This window comes from Streptacidiphilus rugosus AM-16 (assembly GCF_000744655.1).
GTDB classification, from domain to species: Bacteria; Actinomycetota; Actinomycetes; order Streptomycetales; family Streptomycetaceae; genus Streptacidiphilus; species Streptacidiphilus rugosus.
In genome coordinates, this window is record NZ_JQMJ01000004.1 from 5,367,821 (window position 1) to 5,383,822 (window position 16,002).

A 16,002-nucleotide genomic window follows, 5' to 3' on the forward strand; every position below is an offset into this window, starting at 1 on the left:
TGAGGTGCCGCGCCCGCGCGCCCCCTGGGGAAGCGCGGCTACAGCTCGATGAGGACCTTGCCGACCGCGCCGGACTGCACCGCGTCGTGGGCGTCCGCCGTGTGCGACAGCGGGAACCGGTGCCAGGGGAGGCCGGCGTCCTCGCCGGCGCGGAGCGCACCCGCGGCCACAGCCTCGGTGATCGCGGCGACCGCCGCCTGCTTCGCCGGGGTCGGGATCGTGTAGACGAGGATGCCGAGCCAGCGGAGGTTGCGGGTCATCGAGTCGCGGACCGGGACGGTGAACTCCGGGCCGCTGCCGTCGGCATAGAAGGCGACCGTGCCGCCGGGGGCGAGGGCCGCCAGGTCCAGCTCGCGGTTGGCGGTCGGGGCGACCTCCACCACCAGGTCGACACCCGCGGGCGCCAGCCCGCGGATCGCCGCAGTCGCGTCCTGCGCGCGGTAGTCGACGACGTGGTGCGCACCCGCGGCCTGCGCCAGCGCGGCCTTCTCCGCGCTGCTGACCGTCGTGATCACCGTCGCCCCGGCCCAGCGGGCCAGCTGGATCGCCGCGTTGCCGACCGCGCCCGCGCCGCCCGCGACCAGGACCGTCCGGCCGGTCAGCGCGCCGGGCGCGAGCCGCGCGGGGGCGCCATCGGCGAGGGTCAGCGCGCGGTGCGCCGTCATCGCCGGGATGCCCAGGCTCGCGCCGAGCTCCAGCGAGGCGCCTTCGGGCAGGGCGACCGCCTGCCGCTCGGGCAGCACGACGTACTCCTGCGCGGTGCCGTCCTGCCGCTGCCAGGCGGCCTCCCAGAGCCACACCCGCTCGCCGACGCGGGCCGCGTCCACGCCCTCGCCGACCGCGTCGACGACTCCGGAGCCGTCCTGGTTCGGCACCTGCTGCGCGCCCGCGGCGATCCCGGCGCCGGAACGGGCCTTCCAGTCGGTCGGGTTGACGCCGGAGTAGGCCACCTTCACCCGTACCTCGCCCGCGCCGGGCTCCGGCAGCGGGCGGTCGACCAGGGAGAGGACGTCGGAACCACCGCTGCGCTCGTACACGATTGCCTTCATAGGCGGTGGCAACCCGCGTCGGCCCGCTCCTGTTCCCGACGTCCCGGCACTGCTGCTTTCGGATTAATTGTATGACCGGAACGCTACAAGACGCATACGCACGGTGACACTACCTGCCGAGACAGTCGCGGTGTGTCCCCCCGTACCCGGGCCCGGCGCCCGAGGTCCGCACCCGACGCACGGAGGTGCCGGATGCGCGCCACAGCGCCCCGATCCGCCACGGCAAAGACCCGCACGGCCGCCGCCCTCGGCGTCGCCGCGGCACTGACCCTCGGACCCCTGCTGGCCCTCGCGCCCGGCGCTGCGGCCAGCGGCGTCAACGGGGCCGACATCACGCTCGTGCCGGACAGCGTGCGGCCCGGCGGGACGGTCGGGCTGATCGTCAACTGCAGCTCGGCCTACTTCGGCACCCCGCACCCGACCGTGGTGTCCTCGATGGCCTTCGTCACCTCGGTGCGCCTGCACCCGACGCCGGGCCGGCCCGGCTTCTTCTCCGGCGCGGCCACGATCAGTCACGACATCAGGCCCGGCGACTACAACGTCTCCGGCGCCTGCCAGGAGAGCAACACCTCGCTGTCCACCTTCAACGCGACCCTGGAGATCCCCGGCAAGGACCACGGCGGCGACGACCGGCGCCCGCACGGGCCGGTGCACACCGGCGTCGGCGGCAGCGTCGACCCGGGCAGTGACACGCAGGTCGCGGTGGGGCTGGGTCTCGCCGGGCTCGGCGGGGGCGCGCTGTACCTCAGCCGGCGTCGGCGCGGCGCGGAGTGACGTAACGGCGAACGGCGGACCGAGGAGGGAGGGCGGCGCGGATGGGCGGTAGCGCGCGGCGGTTCCTCGCGCGGGGCGTGCTGGTGCTGGGCCTGGTCGTCGCCGGGCGCGGCGTCGGCGCCGCGCCGCCGCAGCCCGACGCGAGCGCCGACGCGGCCGGCAACGGCGTCTACTGGTACGCGGATCAGGACCGTCCCGCTCCCCCGCTGCCGGTGGCCAGGCCGTTGCGCGTCCGCATCCCCTCCATCGGCGTGGACGCGCCGCTCTCGGCCCTCTCCCTGGACCGGAGCGGCGCGCTGCAGCCGCCGCCGGAGGAGCAGCGGAACCTGGCCGGCTGGTACGCGGGCGGCACCGCTCCGGGCAGCGCCGGACCGGCGATCATCGCCGGCCACGTCGACGACGCGCACGGTCCCGCCGTCTTCTACGGGCTCGGCGCGCTGCAGCAGGGGGCGACCGTGGACGTGCTGCGCGCCGACCACAGGACGGCGGTGTTCCTGGTGGACCAGGTCCGGGTCTTCGAGAAGAACGCCTTTCCGGACAAACTGGTCTACGGGCCGACCCCGATCGCCGCGCTGCGGCTGATCACCTGCGGCGGCGGCTACCGGCGCGGACAGGGCTACCTGGGCAACGTGGTGGTCTTCGCCCACCTGGTGAGCCGTCAACCCGACTGATGCGCAAGCGATCTGTGCTCCAGCTCACATTTGTCGCGTCAGACCTCTAGGCCGTACCGACTGGTCGGTACTACCCTCCTGGCACGCTCCGGCTGCCGCCCTGGGAGGGCTTATGGCCACTACCGTCACCACCACCGCACCCGCCCCGTTCGCGCTCCAGCGCCTCTGGAAGCGCGACCTCGCGCACTACCCCGACACCGCCCGGCGCTACGCCTATCTCGGCATCGTCGTGCTGACCACGGTCGTCCTCTACTACGCGCTCTACATCCAGTACGCCGTCGCGACCTCGATCATCACCAACTTCCACATGAGCTACCGCTACTTCGTGTGGATCAGCGTGATCGGCAACGCCGTCGGCGCCTTCGCCTCGCTGGTCGCCGGGCTCGCCGACCGCTGGGGACGGGCCAACCTGGTCGTCTACGGGCTGCTGGTCACCGGCCTGCTCGTCTTCTTCGGGCTGCCCAACGCCCCCGACAAGACGACCTACCTGGTGCTCTTCGCGCTGGTCGGCTTCGTCGAGGGCATCGTGCTGGTCGCCACCCCGGCGCTGATCCGCGACTTCTCCCCGCAGCTGGGCAGGGCCACCGCGATGGGCTACTGGACCATGGGGCCCGTCCTCGGCAGCCTGGTGGTCACCGAGGTCACCTCGCACACCCTCGGCACCGGCGCGGGCAGCGCCACCTGGCAGGACGAGCTGCGGTACGCCGGCATCGCCACGCTGCTGGTCTTCCTGGTGTCGCTGTTCGGACTGCGCGAGCTCGCGCCGCGGATCAGGGACCAGGTGATGGTCTCGCTGCGGGACCGGGCGCTGGTCGAGGCCCGCGCCAAGGGCCTGGACCCCGAGGCGGCGCTGCGCGGCCACTGGCGGCAGATGATGCGGCTCGACGTGGTCGGCTCCGCCTTCGCCATCAGCGTCTTCCTGCTGCTCTACTTCGCGGCGGTCGGCAACTTCGTGGTCTACTTCGCCACGAACTTCGGCTACAGCGAGCAGCGCGTCAACGCGCTGGCCAACTGGTACTGGATCAGCAACGCCGTGGCGCTGCTGATCGCCGGCCTGGTCTCGGACCGGCTCAAGGTGCGCAAGCCCTTCATGCTGGTCGGCGGGGTGGGCAGCATCGTGGTGACGGTGCTGTTCGCACTGATCGCCACCCGGGCGGCCACCGGCTACTACACCTTCGCCTGGCTCTTCGTCGGCATCGGCGTGCTGACCGGACTCACCTACGCGCCGTGGATGGCGAGCTTCACCGAGACCGTGGAGCGGCACAACCCCGCCGCCATCGCGACCGGCCTGGCGGTGTGGGGCTGGATCATCCGGATCGTGGTCGCCGTCTCGGCGGCGTTCCTGCCGGTGGTGGTCACCTCGGTGACCCCGCTGGTGGAGAACGGGCCCGCGGTGGCGGCCGCGTCCACCCGGGCCGCCCCGGCGCTGGCGATCATCGCGCAGCACAAGCCGCTCTTCGACCAGCTGTCGCAGTACCCGCCCACCGCGATCCCGCCGACCCTCGCCGCCCAGGCGGTCCAGGAGGTCGGCATGGCGGGGCTGCAGCAGGTCCAGGCGGAGCAGAAGGACATCCAGCTGCTGCAGAAGCTGGGCCCGCAGGTGGTGGACGCGCAGAAGCACAACCCGCACAACTGGCAGGTGTGGTGGTGGGTCTGCGTCGGCGGGCAGGTGTTGTTCCTGCCGTTCGTCTTCGTCATGGCGGGACGCTGGAGCCCGAAGAAGGCCCGTGAGGACGCCGAGGAGCACCAGCGGGCGGTCGACGCGGAGCTCGCCGCGATCGGCGCCGGGGCGGGGACGGCAACCGGGACGGAGGCGGGGACGGAGGCCTAGGCGCGGGGACGGCGGCACGGCGGACGGTGGCGCGGGGTGTCGGTGACGGCTATCCGGTGATCCAGCCCCGCGCCGCGCCGAAGTCGACGGTCATCGGCCGCACGCCCAGCCGTTGACCGGGCTGCACCGCCTTCATCGTCTCGCCGTCGGGGACCACCCGCCAGGGGTGGTCCCCGACGTTGCGCAGCACCACCTGGCCGGGACGGCCGGGATGCGGTTCGACCCGTCCCACCACCGTGGCGACCCCGCGCCCGCCGGTCAGATGAAGGTCGGTCAGGACCGCCCGCTCGCCGAGCACCAGCACCCGTCCTGCGGGCAGCCGCAGCAAAGGCGGGACCGGGAGCGGCGCCTGGCAGGCCCAGCAGGTCCCGCCCGGACGTTCCTGGTCGTGGAAGACCTCCGCGCCGCAGCGCGGACAGGACCAGACGCTGTCGTGCAGCCGCTGGAGGACCCTGCGCCAGACCCCCTCGGTCACCCGCCCGCCCAGGCTCGCGTCGCGCAGACCCACGGTGAACGCCCGGGTGAAGGCCTGGCGCACGAACTCGGGGTACAGCTCCCACCACAGCAGCATCCGGTCGCCGGGGACCGGCCGGTTGGCCGCGTCGTGCGGGTCGAAGACGAACAGCGGCCGCCGGCCGAAGTGCTCCAGCAGCAGCTCCAGTTCCGAGGGCTGGCCGCCGCCCTCCCAGGTGTAGGAGGAGTCGACCCTGGCGCCCAGCAGCGGGTGGCCGTGGACCAGCACGAAGAAGAGCAGCACCGCCAGCGAGTGCAGGTCGGTGACGGTCGAGGGCAGCGCCTCGTCGCGCAGGATTTCCGGGGCCATGAAGCGGCCGGTCCCCTTGACGAAGACGCCGCCGCCCTCGCTGCCGATGTTGTCGTTGTCCAGCACCGCGACCTGCGCGGTCAGCGGGTCGACCCAGACGTTGCCGAAGCTGAAGTCCCGGTAGCAGAGGCCTGCGGCGTGCAGCGCCGCCATCGCCTCGACCAGCTCCCTGCCGATGGTCGCCAGCACCCGGAAGGAAGGCTGCTGACGCTCGTTCAGCACCTGCGGGATCGGCACGAAGCGGGGCTCGACCAGGCGCATCAGATACCCGAACCCCGCCGCGCCGTCGCCGGGCCGCCCCCGTTCGGTCTGCTCCACCAGGTCGATCGGCCAGACGAAGGCCGCGTGCGGCGGCCGGCCCCGCGCGACCAGGGCCTCGATGCAGGCGCGGAACTCGTCCTGGCGCAGGGCCGGACGGAACCACTTGACGGCGAACGGCGCGTCGCCGAGCCGGACGGCGTGCACGACGCCCTGCCCGCCGGCGCCGATCCGCTGCTCGACGGTCACCGTCGCGCCGCTGCCGACCAGGCGCAGTCGCTGGCCCGGCGCGATCAGCTGGTCCATGGCGACCGCCTCTCCGGGGTGACCGACAGGTGCAGCAGCAGCGCGATCGTGGTGTCGTCGCCGCTGCCCGCGCCGGAGGCGCACAGCTCGGCCCAGAGCGGGAGCTGCGCGGCGAACCAGTCGGGGCCGTGCTCGGCGGCGAGGGCGGCGAGGTCCGCGCCGACCTGCGGCTGCCAGAGGTCCTCCCGCTGGGCGTTGCCGTAGCCGTCGGTGGCCAGCAGCACCAGGGCGACGTCCGCGCCGCGCAGGTCGACGGCGGCGATCCTGACCGACTCGGCTGCGTCCGGCTGGCAGAGACTGGTGGTGCGGCCACCGTCGAGCAGGCGGTCCTGCGGCACGGGCGCGAAGGAGCTGCCGTCCCGGCGGACGACCAGCAGGTCGCCGTCGCCGATCTGCAGGCACAGCAGCCAGGGCGGGCAGACGGCGGCCAGCACCAGCGTGGTGCCGTAGGGCACGAGGGGGTCCGCGGGCGGTTCCGTGTACGGGTGCTGGGACAGGTGCCCGGCCACCGCCGCGCGCCAGTGCTCGACCAACTGCGGCACGAAATCCCGCCGTACGGCCGGCTGCGGCTCCTGCGCGGCCGCGGCGAGCAGCGCAGGCAGCCGGCGCAGTCCCTGCGAGCAGGCGGCGTCCACCGCCAGAACCGCGCCCGCCTCGCTGCGGAAGTGCTGCGGATGGCCGTGCCCGTCCGCGACCGCGACGACGGCCGCGCCGTCGTGGCCGCGGGCCGCCCTGGCCGCGTCCTGGCTGGGCCTGCCCGCGGCCGCGTGCGCGGCGCCGCGCGCTCCGGCGGTCACGGCCTGCCAGCCGTCTCCCGCCAGGGTCGCCTCCCCCACCGGTGCCCCCTCGCGTCAGATGATGGTGTCCTGCCCGAAGACCGCGTCGCCGGGCCCGCCGTGGCCGAAGAGCTGGTCGGCGAGGGCGGCCCGGTCCGCGCCCGCCTCGGACATCCGGGAGACCGCGAGCGAGGCGACGACCAGCCGGTCCGAGATGTCCGAGGTGTTGTCCGCGACCAGCACCGGCACCGAGGGATCTCCGATGAAGCGGTTCAGCGCCTCCGACTGTGCGTCCCTGCCGATCGCCACCGACAGGCGCAGCGCGCCGCGCCCGGCCGGGGTGGCCAGCAGCGCGTTCAGTCCGGCCTCGAAGCGCCCCGGCGGGTCGGTGGCCAGTCCGTCGGTGATCAGCAGCAGCGCCGGGCGCAGCGCCCGCCGTTCGATCCGGCCCGGCGCCAGCGCCTCGGCGACGAGCCGGAAGGCGGCGCCCATGTTGGTCAGCCCGCGCGGCACCGGTTCCAGCGGCCGCCACCGCAGTTCGACGACGGGGGTGGGCACCGGGATGTGCCAGGCCGCCTCCGTGGCGAAGGCCACCGCCCGGACGAAGACCTGCGCCTGCTCCTGCGCCCGGTCCCAGATGGCAAGTTGGGCCAGCATGTCGGCGATGGCGTAGTTCAGCGCCTGGATCTTCTCGCCCTTCATGCCGCCGGAGCAGTCGGCGAGCAGGATCAGGTGGAGCGGGCGGCGGGAGATCCCGCCGCCCGGCATCCGCAGGGTCGGGGTGTCGTGGTCGCGCATGCTGCCGCTCTCCGGTCAGGAGGAGGTGGGGGACGGGCCGCTGCCGACCTTGGGCGGCGAGTAGTTCTCCCACCAGGTGTTGAGCGAGGCGAAGCTGCTGCCTGTGGCGCCCTCCGCGCTGATGAAGGCGTTCTGGGTGGGCAGTGCCCAGGTGTAGGCGGGCTGGGTGGAGCTGCCGCTGCCGACCGTCTGGCATTCGAGCGCCTGCCCGGTCCGGCTGGGGTAGCCGGCCGGGTTGTCGTGCCAGCCGTTGAGCCCGTGCCCGCTGCCGGACGGCGGGCAGGCGCCCCCGGCGGAGGAGGCGTCGAAGCCCCACCACTTGTTGAAGTTGACCCAGGTGGACTGGTAGTCGGCCTGGGTGTCCATCTGGTACGCCCAGATGCCGCCCCCGGAGAGGTGGGTGTCGGTGCAGTAGTAGGCGGCGACGATGCCGACGGCGGTGAACTTGTAGGAGGTGCTTGGGCTGCACTGGGTCGCCGGGTCGGTGAGGGCGGTGCTGAGGATCGAGTAGAGCGGGGTGACCCCCGCGTCCAGGACCGGACCGGTCGGACTCGGGTCCGGCGTCGGGGTGGGCGTGGGGGTCGGCGTGGGGCTGGGCAGCGGGGTGACCGAGTGCGCTGCCGGGCCGGCCGTGAAGGGCGGCAGGTGGGCCGAGCCCGCCACGGCGAGGTAGCCGATCAGCACGACCGCGACGGCGACCGCGGCGACGATCAGCGCGGTGGGCCGCTGCGGCGGTCTCGGCGTGAGCGGCGCGCCCGGGCCGGCCGGACCCATCGGCATGCCGCTGTAGGGGTGGGGTGACACGGGAGGCATCCCGCTGCCGGGCGGTCCGAAGGCCTGAGGGCCTCCGGCGTAGGGGTTCGACGATCCGACCGGCGGCAGCGAGCTCGAGCCCGGTGGACCGATCAGCGTGGGTGCGTCGGGCAGTCCGGGCTGCGGTGAGAAGGACGGCTGCGGGAACGACTGCTGCGCCGCCGGCTGCGGCACGGTCGGCGGCGGCGTCGACTGGGTCGGCAGCTGGTGCGTGGGCGTCTCGTCGGGCGAGGCCGCCGATCCGACGGCGGGCGCGGGCGGCGGGTTGTAGCCGAGCGCCGTCGCGTAGGCGGTGGTGGCCCAGCGGGCCGCCGTCGGGTCGAGGGCGCGCCGCTCCATCAGGGCGCGGGCGGTCAGCGCCACCGCCGTGGCGGCGTCGAGCCGCTGCCGGCCCACCTGTTCCTGCAACAGCGTCGCCGCCTCCGCCTCGGCCGCCGCTACCAGGAGGCTGCGCTCGCGCGGGTGGTCGGGCAGCAGGTCGGTGAGGATGTTGCCGAGCATCTGGGCGTTGCCGAGCACGGCGGGTCCGTACGACTGGACCGCCGCTGCGAGGGCCTCGCGCACTTCGGCGTCCGGCCCGGTCGGAGTCTGGTTCATCCCCGTCATCCCTCCTCTGTCACGCGCCGACCCTGAAGCGGGCGGTGTCCCCCACGGGATCGAGATTCGGCCCCGCGAACAGCTGTGCCTGGTACTCGCCGACGGGCAGCGCGGTCAGCCCCAGCGTGGCGGCGTCCACCGCGACGGCCAGGCAGCCGTCGGAGGTCCGCACGGTCGACTCGGGCAGCCCGCCGGGGCTGCCCGACACGGTCGTCCCGTCCGGCAGCCGCACGCCGAGGCCGACGTCGAGCCCGACCGGGAGACTCCCGTAGCGGACGCCGATCCAGAGCGTGGCGGGCGGGCCGCCGGTCAGCGTGCCCGCTGCGTTCTGCGCGCAGGCCGCGCCGCTGCTCAGCCCCACACCCATGCCGCTGACGTGCTCGCCCGGACGTGCCCCGACCAGCACGGTCGACGTGTAGGGCGTCCCGGCCCGTGCGGCCGCGATCAGCGGGCGGGCCAGCGCGGCGGCGCGCAGCCGCCAGGACACGTCGCCGCCCTGCCCGGTCACCTCCAGGCTGGGCACCCCGATCAGCCGGCCGGCCGCGTCGACGGCGGCGCCGCCGGAGTTGCCGTGCGCGACCCGCGCGGTGGTCTCCAGCTCGAAGCGCGGGTCGCCGACGTGGTGCAGCGGATCGGGCACGAAGGTGGAGAGGACGCCGTCGGTGACGGTGATCGAGTCGGACTCGGCGACGCCGGGGAAGCCCAGCACCGTGAGCGGCTCGCCGAGCTGCAGCGAGGCGCTGTCGCCGAGGTCGAGCACGGGTAGCCGCAGCGTGCCCGGGTCCACCGGACGGCCGAACGCGTCCGCGTAGATGCGGACGACGGCGAGGTCCAGGTAGCCGTCGACCGCCACCGGCCGCGCACGGTACCTGGCGACGGCCGGGGAGGACTGGCCGGTGGTCATCTCCACCGTCAGGAAGTCGGGATCGGAGGCGAGTTGGCTGCCCGGCACGCCCAGCGCCACCGCCTGGCCCGCTGCCTGCGGCGCGGCCACATGGGCGTTGGTCAGGATCAGCCCGTGCGGGTCCACGACGGTGCCCGAGCCCCAGCCCGCCGCCGTGCCGGGCGCGCCCAGCAACAGCCGGACGGTCGCCGCCTGCGCCTGCGCCAGCGGGACGGCGGAGGGGCGCTGCTGCGGGGCCGTGCTGGGCCGGGCGGCGGTGACGCCGCGGGTGGCGGGCGAGGATCCGGGCAGCAGCGCGACGGTGGCCACGGCCGCGGCCACCGCGAGCCCGCCGAGCACGGCGGCGGTGACGCCGCCCCGGCGCAGCCTCGTCCTGCGCCGCCGGTTGTGCTCCAGTTGACGGGAGGTCAACGGCGGGGTGATGCCGAGGACCTCACCGGTCACCGGATCGCCGAGCCGCAGCTCGACGGACTCGGTGATGCGCAGCGGCTTCCGCAGCGGTCTCCCGTCGAGGAAGGTGCCGCGACGTGACCGGTCGACGTAGGTGGCGCCGTGGGCGTCCACGCTGATGACCGCGTGGCAGGCACGGGAGACCAGCGGGCTGGTCGACACCACCTCCAGATCGGGACTGCGACCGACCCTGACCGTGCTGCCGACCGGGAACAGGTAGCGGCGCTCGGAGAGCACCACGATCAGCGGCGGCTGTCCGGGCAGCCCCGCCGTGTCGTCCGTCGTCGTGCCCGCCATCGACACCCCCCGCCGACGCAGACCCGGCCCCCCGCCCGGTCCTCGATACCCCACAGTCCTACCCGTGTTGGGGCGGCGGCAACAGTCGCGGCGCGACAAAGCCGAGGGGCGGCACGGAGACCTTCGTCTCCGTGCCGCCCCTCGGGTGGTTCTACGTCGCTCACGGCTGGACGTAGACCGCCACGGTCCTCGCGGGGATGGTGAAGGCGCCGGTGGCGGGGTCGAAGGACGCGGTCTTCACGACCGGGTCGGTGCCGGCGGCCTGGACCGGGTGGAGCTGCTGGCTCGTGCCGATCAGGCCGGTGAGGGTCTGGGTCTGCGCGGTCGGGGTCGCGTTGAAGACCACGGTGACCGACTTCCAGCCGGGCATGCCCCTTCCGTCCAGGTGCAGGGTGATCACGCCGGGCACCTCGCCCGCCGTGCCGGACAGCGGGTAGCTCAGCCGCTGCTGCACGGCGGCGGCCGTGTTCAGCGAGAAGAGCGGCGTGGAGGCCTTGATCTGGAGGAACTGCTGGTAGAGCGCGCTGGACTGCTGCTGCGCGGAGCAGCCGGCGACCAGCGAGGGGTCGCCCAGCAGCGGCTTGGCGAAGGACCAGAAGCCGGAGTTGGACGCCGCCACCGGCAGGCCGTGGCCGAAGCCGTTGCCGTTGGCGCACTGCCACTGGATCGCGTTGAACCAGTCACCGCCGTCGAAGGAGTTGCCGTCCAGCGACTTGCTGCGCAGCAGGTCGCTGCCCGCGACCGAGAAGCCGGGGCCCTGCGACAGCGCGGTGGTGGCCAGCGCGAGGGCCTGCATCCGGGTCCGGTCCGCCATCGAGGTGCCGGTCGGCAGCTTGTAGGCGAGGGCGTCGTAGAGGTCCAGGTTGTCGTGGGCGTCCACGTAGGTGATGGCCTCCCCGGGGGCGGCGGTGTAGCCGGCGGGCGCACCGTTGTAGTCGATCTCCGAGCCGGTGACGGTCTTCCCCACGCTGTCGGTGAAGGAGTACTGGGCCAGGTTGCCGGTCAGGCCGACCTCGATCTGGTCCATCTGGTGCAGCAGCGCCGCCTTCTGCTGGTCGGCCGTGCCGTTGACGCTGTCGCCGTTGGGGTCGGTGAACAGGCCGGAGGCGAAGCCCTGCAGGTGGGGGTTGGTGTCGAAGGGGCCGCCGCCGCGGACGGCGTCGCGGAGCCGGTCGTTGAAGGTGGCGATCCCGGTGCCGGCCATGTTGGCCTGGGTGGCCTGGACGAAGCGGGAGTCGTTGGCGACGGTGCCGAAGTTCCAGCCCTCGCCGTAGAGGAACTCGGAGCGGCCGGTGTGGGCCAGGCCGGCCTTGACGTCGAGCATGGTGGACTTCGGGTCCAGGCCCATCAGGTCGAAGCGGAAGCCGTCCACGTGGTACTGGGTGGCCCAGAGCCGGGTGGAGTCGACGACCAGCTTGTTCATCATGGCGTGCTCGGGGGCGGTGTCCGCGCAGCAGGAGTCGGTGGTCACCGCCCCGTCGGCGGAGAGCCGCTGGTAGTAGCCGGGGACGATCTGGTCCAGGACGCTGGCGGCGTTCTCGCCGGAGGCGGCGGTGTGGTTGTAGACGACGTCCATGACCACGCGGAGCCCGATCCGGTGCAGCGCCTGGACCATCTGCCGGAACTGCACGGTGCGGGCCGTGCCGTTCGGGTCGGTGGCGTAGGAGCCCTCGGGGACGTTGTAGTGCAGCGGGTCGTAGCCCCAGTTGTAGGCGTCGGTGGACGCCTGCTTGGCGATGCAGGCCTGCTGCTGGTCGGAGTCGGCCGGCAGCGAGGCGAGGTCGCAGGCCGGGGTGGTCTGCTCGCTCTTCGCCTCCGGGGCGGAGGAGAAGTCGAACGAGGGCAGCAGGTGCACGGTGGTCAGGCCGTGCTTGGCGAGCTCGGCCAGGTGCTTCATCCCGGCCGAGTTCAGGTCGGTGAAGGCGAGGTAGCTGCCGCGCTGGTCGGCCGGGACGGTCGCGTCGGCGACGGAGAAGTCGCGGACGTGCAGCTCCTGGATCTCCTGCTGGGCGGCGGTGAGCGCCTTCGGCGAGCGGTCCGCGGACCAGCCCTGGGGGGCCAGGGAGGCGGAGCGCAGGTCGGTGATCTCGCTCAGCCTGGAATCGGTGGACAGGGCGACCGAGTAGGGGTCGGTGACCTCGTTGGTCACCACCTTCTGGACGCTGGGGGCCCAGACGGTGACCTTGTAGCGGTAGAACTTCCCGGTCCAGTTGCCTGCGCCCCGCACCGACCAGACCCCGCTGCCGTCCTGACGCCGCATCGGCACCAGGGTCGGCGTGGTCGCGGTCGCCGAGTCGAAGAGCTCCAGCGAGACCTGCTGCGCGGTCGGCGCCCACACCGAGAGCGTCGGGGCGCCGTCCTCGCCGAAGACCGGGCCGAGGGCCGCCTTGGCGGCCGCCGCGCCGTAGAGCGCGTCGAGCGCTCCGGGCAGTTGGACGCCGGTGGCGGCGAGCAGCGCGCCGTCGGCCTCACGCTCGGTCATCACCAGCTGCGAGCGGAGCGCGAGCTTGATCCGGGAGCGGTCGCGCGGGTCGACGGTGAAGGCGGCGTAGCCCTTCAGCTCCGGGTGCGCGGCGAGCTGGGCGGCCGTCAGGCCGCCGCTGACGGGCAGCAGGCGGAGCCAGTAGCCCGGGTCGGTGGTGTCGCCGTCCTTGATCGCGATCGCGCCGGTCGGCGAGTAGACCAGTTCGGCGGAGGAGCCGCCGGGGACGTTCGCTCCGAAGCCCCAGTTCGCGGGGACGGCGACGGTGTTGCCGTCGACGAGCTGCGCCTTGGACTTGGCCAGGTCCAGGTCGGCCGAGGACGCGGAGGCCTCGGGCAGCAGGTAGCCCGGGGTGCCGTTCAGGATCCAGACCTCGCGGCCGTTCTGGCCGAACACCAGCGACTGGTCGTCGGGCAGGTCCTTGGTGTCGCCGTTGTGCAGGATGTAGCTGAGCGAGGTGGCGCCGGAGGCCAGCGGCACGGTGAACACGTCGCCGAAGGCGTCGGTGCCGGAGGGCTGGAGCGGGGAGGTCCAGTCGGTCGGGTTGGCGGCGCCGGTCCAGTCGTGCAGGCCCCAGCCGGTGTAGTTCCCGTCCGCCCGGTGGTAGTGGATGATCGCGGTGCCGGCCGGGACGGTGTCCGAGGCGCCGGGGTTGCTGGTGTAGGTGGTTCCGTCGCCGGAGTTCACCCAGACCTCACCGGTCTGCGAGATGTCGACGGACCGGTCCGCGGCGGTGTCCTTGGTGCCGTTGTTCTCGATGATGAAGCCGACGTTGCTCGCGCCCTGCTTCAGCTTCACGTAGGCGAAGGCGCCGAAGGCGTCGCGTCCGACGAAGGGGTGCCCGTCGGGCCAGGTGGTGCCCTCGCCGTCGGCGATGTCGCCCCAGGCGTAGAGGTTCCAGCCGGCGTAGTTCCCGTCGGCGCGGTGGTAGTGGACCACCGCGTAGCCGCGCGAGACGGCGGTCGGCTTCGGCGTCACCGGGGCCGCGCCGACCAGGGTGGCGCCGCTCGCGTCGGCGGTGCGGCCGGAGTTGTCGACGACGACGGCCTTGTAGCGGACCGTGGTGCCGGGCGGGACCGCGCCGAGGTCCTGGGTGACGGCGTAGGGGGCGTGGTCGGCGCTGCCGAGCACCTTCCAGGCGCCGGTGCCGACGGAGGCGGCGACCACGACGCGGTTGAAGCCGCCGCCGGTGACGTCGGCCTTGACGGTGACGACGCCCGAGGAGCCGTCGGCGGGCGCGCTCAGCGTGAGGCCGGGCGCGGCGCCGGTCGCGCCGAGGCGGGCGTCGGCCTTGTAGACGACGGCGGAGTCGGCCGGGACGGTGAGGGAAAGCTTGCTGTCCGCGCCGGTGACGGCGTGGGACTGGCCGCTTCCGTAGATCGGGGTGAAGCCCATGCCGGCGGAGTAGGTCGGCACCTGGACGGCCTGGTCGGTGGTCGCGTTGTTGACCGCGACCAGGTACTCGACCTGCTGCTTCGCGTCGATGCGGGAGAAGGCGTAGACGCCGGGGCCGCTCGCGGCGTACCGCTCGATCTGGGCGCCGTTCGCGAGGGCGGGGTTGGCCGCGCGCAGGGCGGCGAGCTGCGCGATCGTCGTGTAGACGGGAGCGGTGGTGGAGTAGCGGGCAGCGGAGCCGGTGCTGCCGCCGATGACGGCGTCGGCGTTGTACTCGGCGGTCTGCGAGGCGAACATGTCCTGCCGCGCCGACTTGTCGCCGCCGGGGCCGGTGAAGCCCTGCTCGTCGCCGTAGTAGACGACCGGCTGGCCGCGGGTCAGGAAGAGCAGCTGCTGGGCCAGGTCGTCCTTCTTCAGCAGCGTCGCGTCGCTCGCGCCCGGGTTGTCCGACTGCAGGAAGGAGCCGATCCGGCCCATGTCGTGGTTGCCGAGGAAGGTCGGCTGCTCGTAGGCGTCGCTCTCGGCGGAGGCGTACTTGTAGTCGTCCGCGTAGAGGGAGGAGAGCACCTGCGCCGACGCGCCCTGGGAGGCGTAGAGCCGGGCCGCGTTCTGGAACGGGAAGCCGAGCGCCGCGTCGAGCTTGCCCTGGGTCACGTAGGACGAGTTGACGGTGGTGTTCGCGTCGTAGACCTCGCCGAACATGAAGAACTTCTTGTTGCCCTGCTCCTCGGCGTACTTCTTCAGCGCCGGGGCCCACTGCTGCCAGAACGCCATGTTGACGTTCTTGACGGTGTCGATGCGGAATCCGTCGACGTCGTCCTGCTTGACCCAGTTCTCGTAGATCTTCTCCATGCCGGAGACCACGCGCGGGTCCTGGGTGTCCAGGTCGTCCAGGCCGGAGAAGTCGCCCTCGGTGGCGTTCTCGCCGGCGAAGGTCGTGTTGCCCCGGTTGTGGTAGAGCGTCACGTCGTTGAGCCAGGCGGGGCTCTTGACGGTGGCGTCGGCCGCGGAGTCGAAGACCGGTGTGTACGGGAAGGAGTTCTTGGTCAGCTTCGGGTAGTTCGCGGTGCCGTCGGCGGCGTTGGCGTTCGCGACCGCGGTGGTGTCGACCGGTCGGCCGGTCGCGTCGAGGGTCGGGTAGGCGCCGGTGGAACGGTAGTCGTAGGTCTTCTCCGCGTAGTCGACGACGTCGGCGGTGTGGTTGGTGATGACGTCGAAGAAGACCTTCATGCCCATCGCGTGGGCCTTCTGGATCAGCTCCTTCAGCTGGGCGTTCGTGCCGAAGTGCGGGTCGACCTGGGTGAAGTCGGTGATCCAGTAGCCGTGGTAGCCGGCCGAGGCGTTGCTGCCGGTGCCCTGGACCGGCCGGTTCTTGAAGATCGGCGCCATCCAGATGGCGGTGGTGCCGAGCTTCTTGATGTAGGAGAGCTTGTCGATGATCCCGGCGAGGTCGCCGCCGTGGTAGAAGCCCGAGTCGGTCGGGTCGTAACCGGTGGCCATCCGGGTGCCGGTGATGCCGCCGGTGTCGTTGCCGCTGTCGCCGTTGGCGAAGCGGTCGGGCAGCAGGAAGTAGAACTGCTCCTTGTTCAGCCCGTGCCGGTCGGGCGTGGCGGCGAGCGATGAGTCCGAGGGGGCTGCGGGCAGTGCGGCCGACCGTGCTGCGGCCTCCGCGCCGGAGGCGCCCGAGGCGCCTGCCACGGCTGGGCTGAGCAGCGCCGCTGTGAGGAGCAGGCTTCTCCATCTGGACCGGTTCATGGCCACGCGTTGTCTCCCTGGGA

10 protein-coding genes are annotated in these 16,002 nt (G+C 73.1%); 3 read left to right on the forward strand and 7 right to left on the reverse strand.

The genetic code is table 11. From position 1 onward, the window contains the following. Positions 1-38: 38 nt before the first annotated feature. On the reverse strand, positions 39-1,037 hold the full coding sequence (locus tag BS83_RS33595; RefSeq protein WP_332262363.1) for an NADPH:quinone reductase: 999 nt from the start codon (positions 1,035-1,037) through the stop codon (positions 39-41). A gap of 204 nt (positions 1,038-1,241) precedes the next feature. Here BS83_RS33595 and BS83_RS33600 point away from each other — a divergent pair, with 204 nt between their 5' ends. The 3 genes from BS83_RS33600 (at position 1,242) to BS83_RS33610 (ending at position 4,325) form a co-directional block, all read left to right on the forward strand. After that, a complete protein-coding gene (locus BS83_RS33600) occupies positions 1,242-1,823 on the forward strand; it encodes a hypothetical protein (protein ID WP_037607181.1) in 582 nt (193 codons plus the stop codon). 41 nt (positions 1,824-1,864) lie between these two features. Continuing rightward, complete coding sequence (locus BS83_RS33605; RefSeq protein WP_037607182.1) at positions 1,865-2,494, forward strand: class F sortase; 630 nt, start codon at positions 1,865-1,867, stop codon at positions 2,492-2,494. A 112-nt stretch (positions 2,495-2,606) separates the two neighbouring features. Continuing rightward, positions 2,607-4,325, forward strand: coding sequence for an MFS transporter (locus BS83_RS33610; protein ID WP_051944493.1), 1,719 nt, complete (start codon positions 2,607-2,609; stop codon positions 4,323-4,325). Between the two features lie 49 nt (positions 4,326-4,374). Here BS83_RS33610 and BS83_RS33615 read toward each other — a convergent pair whose 3' ends face one another. From BS83_RS33615 to pulA, 6 genes are all read right to left on the reverse strand, one after another. Further along, positions 4,375-5,712 carry a protein kinase domain-containing protein gene (locus BS83_RS33615; RefSeq protein ID WP_051944494.1) on the reverse strand — a complete coding sequence of 446 codons (1,338 nt, stop codon included), beginning with the start codon at positions 5,710-5,712 and terminating at the stop codon, positions 4,375-4,377. Beyond that, positions 5,700-6,548, reverse strand: coding sequence for a protein phosphatase 2C domain-containing protein (locus BS83_RS33620; RefSeq protein WP_037607183.1), 849 nt, complete (start codon positions 6,546-6,548; stop codon positions 5,700-5,702). The genes BS83_RS33615 and BS83_RS33620 overlap by 13 nt, the downstream gene beginning before the upstream one ends. A gap of 15 nt (positions 6,549-6,563) precedes the next feature. Continuing rightward, positions 6,564-7,286 carry a vWA domain-containing protein gene (locus tag BS83_RS33625; protein WP_051944495.1) on the reverse strand — a complete coding sequence of 241 codons (723 nt, stop codon included), beginning with the start codon at positions 7,284-7,286 and terminating at the stop codon, positions 6,564-6,566. 15 nt (positions 7,287-7,301) lie between these two features. Continuing rightward, on the reverse strand, positions 7,302-8,696 hold the full coding sequence (locus tag BS83_RS33630; protein ID WP_037607184.1) for a hypothetical protein: 1,395 nt from the start codon (positions 8,694-8,696) through the stop codon (positions 7,302-7,304). A 19-nt stretch (positions 8,697-8,715) separates the two neighbouring features. Then, positions 8,716-10,347 (reverse strand): trypsin-like peptidase domain-containing protein, encoded by a 1,632-nt coding sequence (locus tag BS83_RS33635; RefSeq protein WP_157597431.1) that lies wholly within the window; start codon positions 10,345-10,347, stop codon positions 8,716-8,718. Between the two features lie 160 nt (positions 10,348-10,507). After that, positions 10,508-15,979 (reverse strand): pullulanase-type alpha-1,6-glucosidase, encoded by a 5,472-nt coding sequence (gene pulA, locus BS83_RS33645; protein ID WP_051945716.1) that lies wholly within the window; start codon positions 15,977-15,979, stop codon positions 10,508-10,510. Positions 15,980-16,002: the final 23 nt, after the last annotated feature.

What these genes read in the sequence shown, in the direction of transcription:
- BS83_RS33600 (WP_037607181.1), top strand. Translation starts at nt 1,242, where the DNA reads ATGCGCGCCACAGCGCCCCGATCCGCCACGGCAAAGACCCGCACGGCC.
- BS83_RS33605 (WP_037607182.1), top strand. Translation starts at nt 1,865, where the DNA reads ATGGGCGGTAGCGCGCGGCGGTTCCTCGCGCGGGGCGTGCTGGTGCTG.
- BS83_RS33610 (WP_051944493.1), top strand. Translation starts at nt 2,607, where the DNA reads ATGGCCACTACCGTCACCACCACCGCACCCGCCCCGTTCGCGCTCCAG.
- BS83_RS33615 (WP_051944494.1), bottom strand. Translation starts at nt 5,712, where the DNA reads ATGGACCAGCTGATCGCGCCGGGCCAGCGACTGCGCCTGGTCGGCAGC.
- BS83_RS33625 (WP_051944495.1), bottom strand. Translation starts at nt 7,286, where the DNA reads ATGCGCGACCACGACACCCCGACCCTGCGGATGCCGGGCGGCGGGATC.
- BS83_RS33630 (WP_037607184.1), bottom strand. Translation starts at nt 8,696, where the DNA reads ATGAACCAGACTCCGACCGGGCCGGACGCCGAAGTGCGCGAGGCCCTC.
- BS83_RS33635 (WP_157597431.1), bottom strand. Translation starts at nt 10,347, where the DNA reads ATGGCGGGCACGACGACGGACGACACGGCGGGGCTGCCCGGACAGCCG.
- pulA (WP_051945716.1), bottom strand. Translation starts at nt 15,979, where the DNA reads ATGAACCGGTCCAGATGGAGAAGCCTGCTCCTCACAGCGGCGCTGCTC.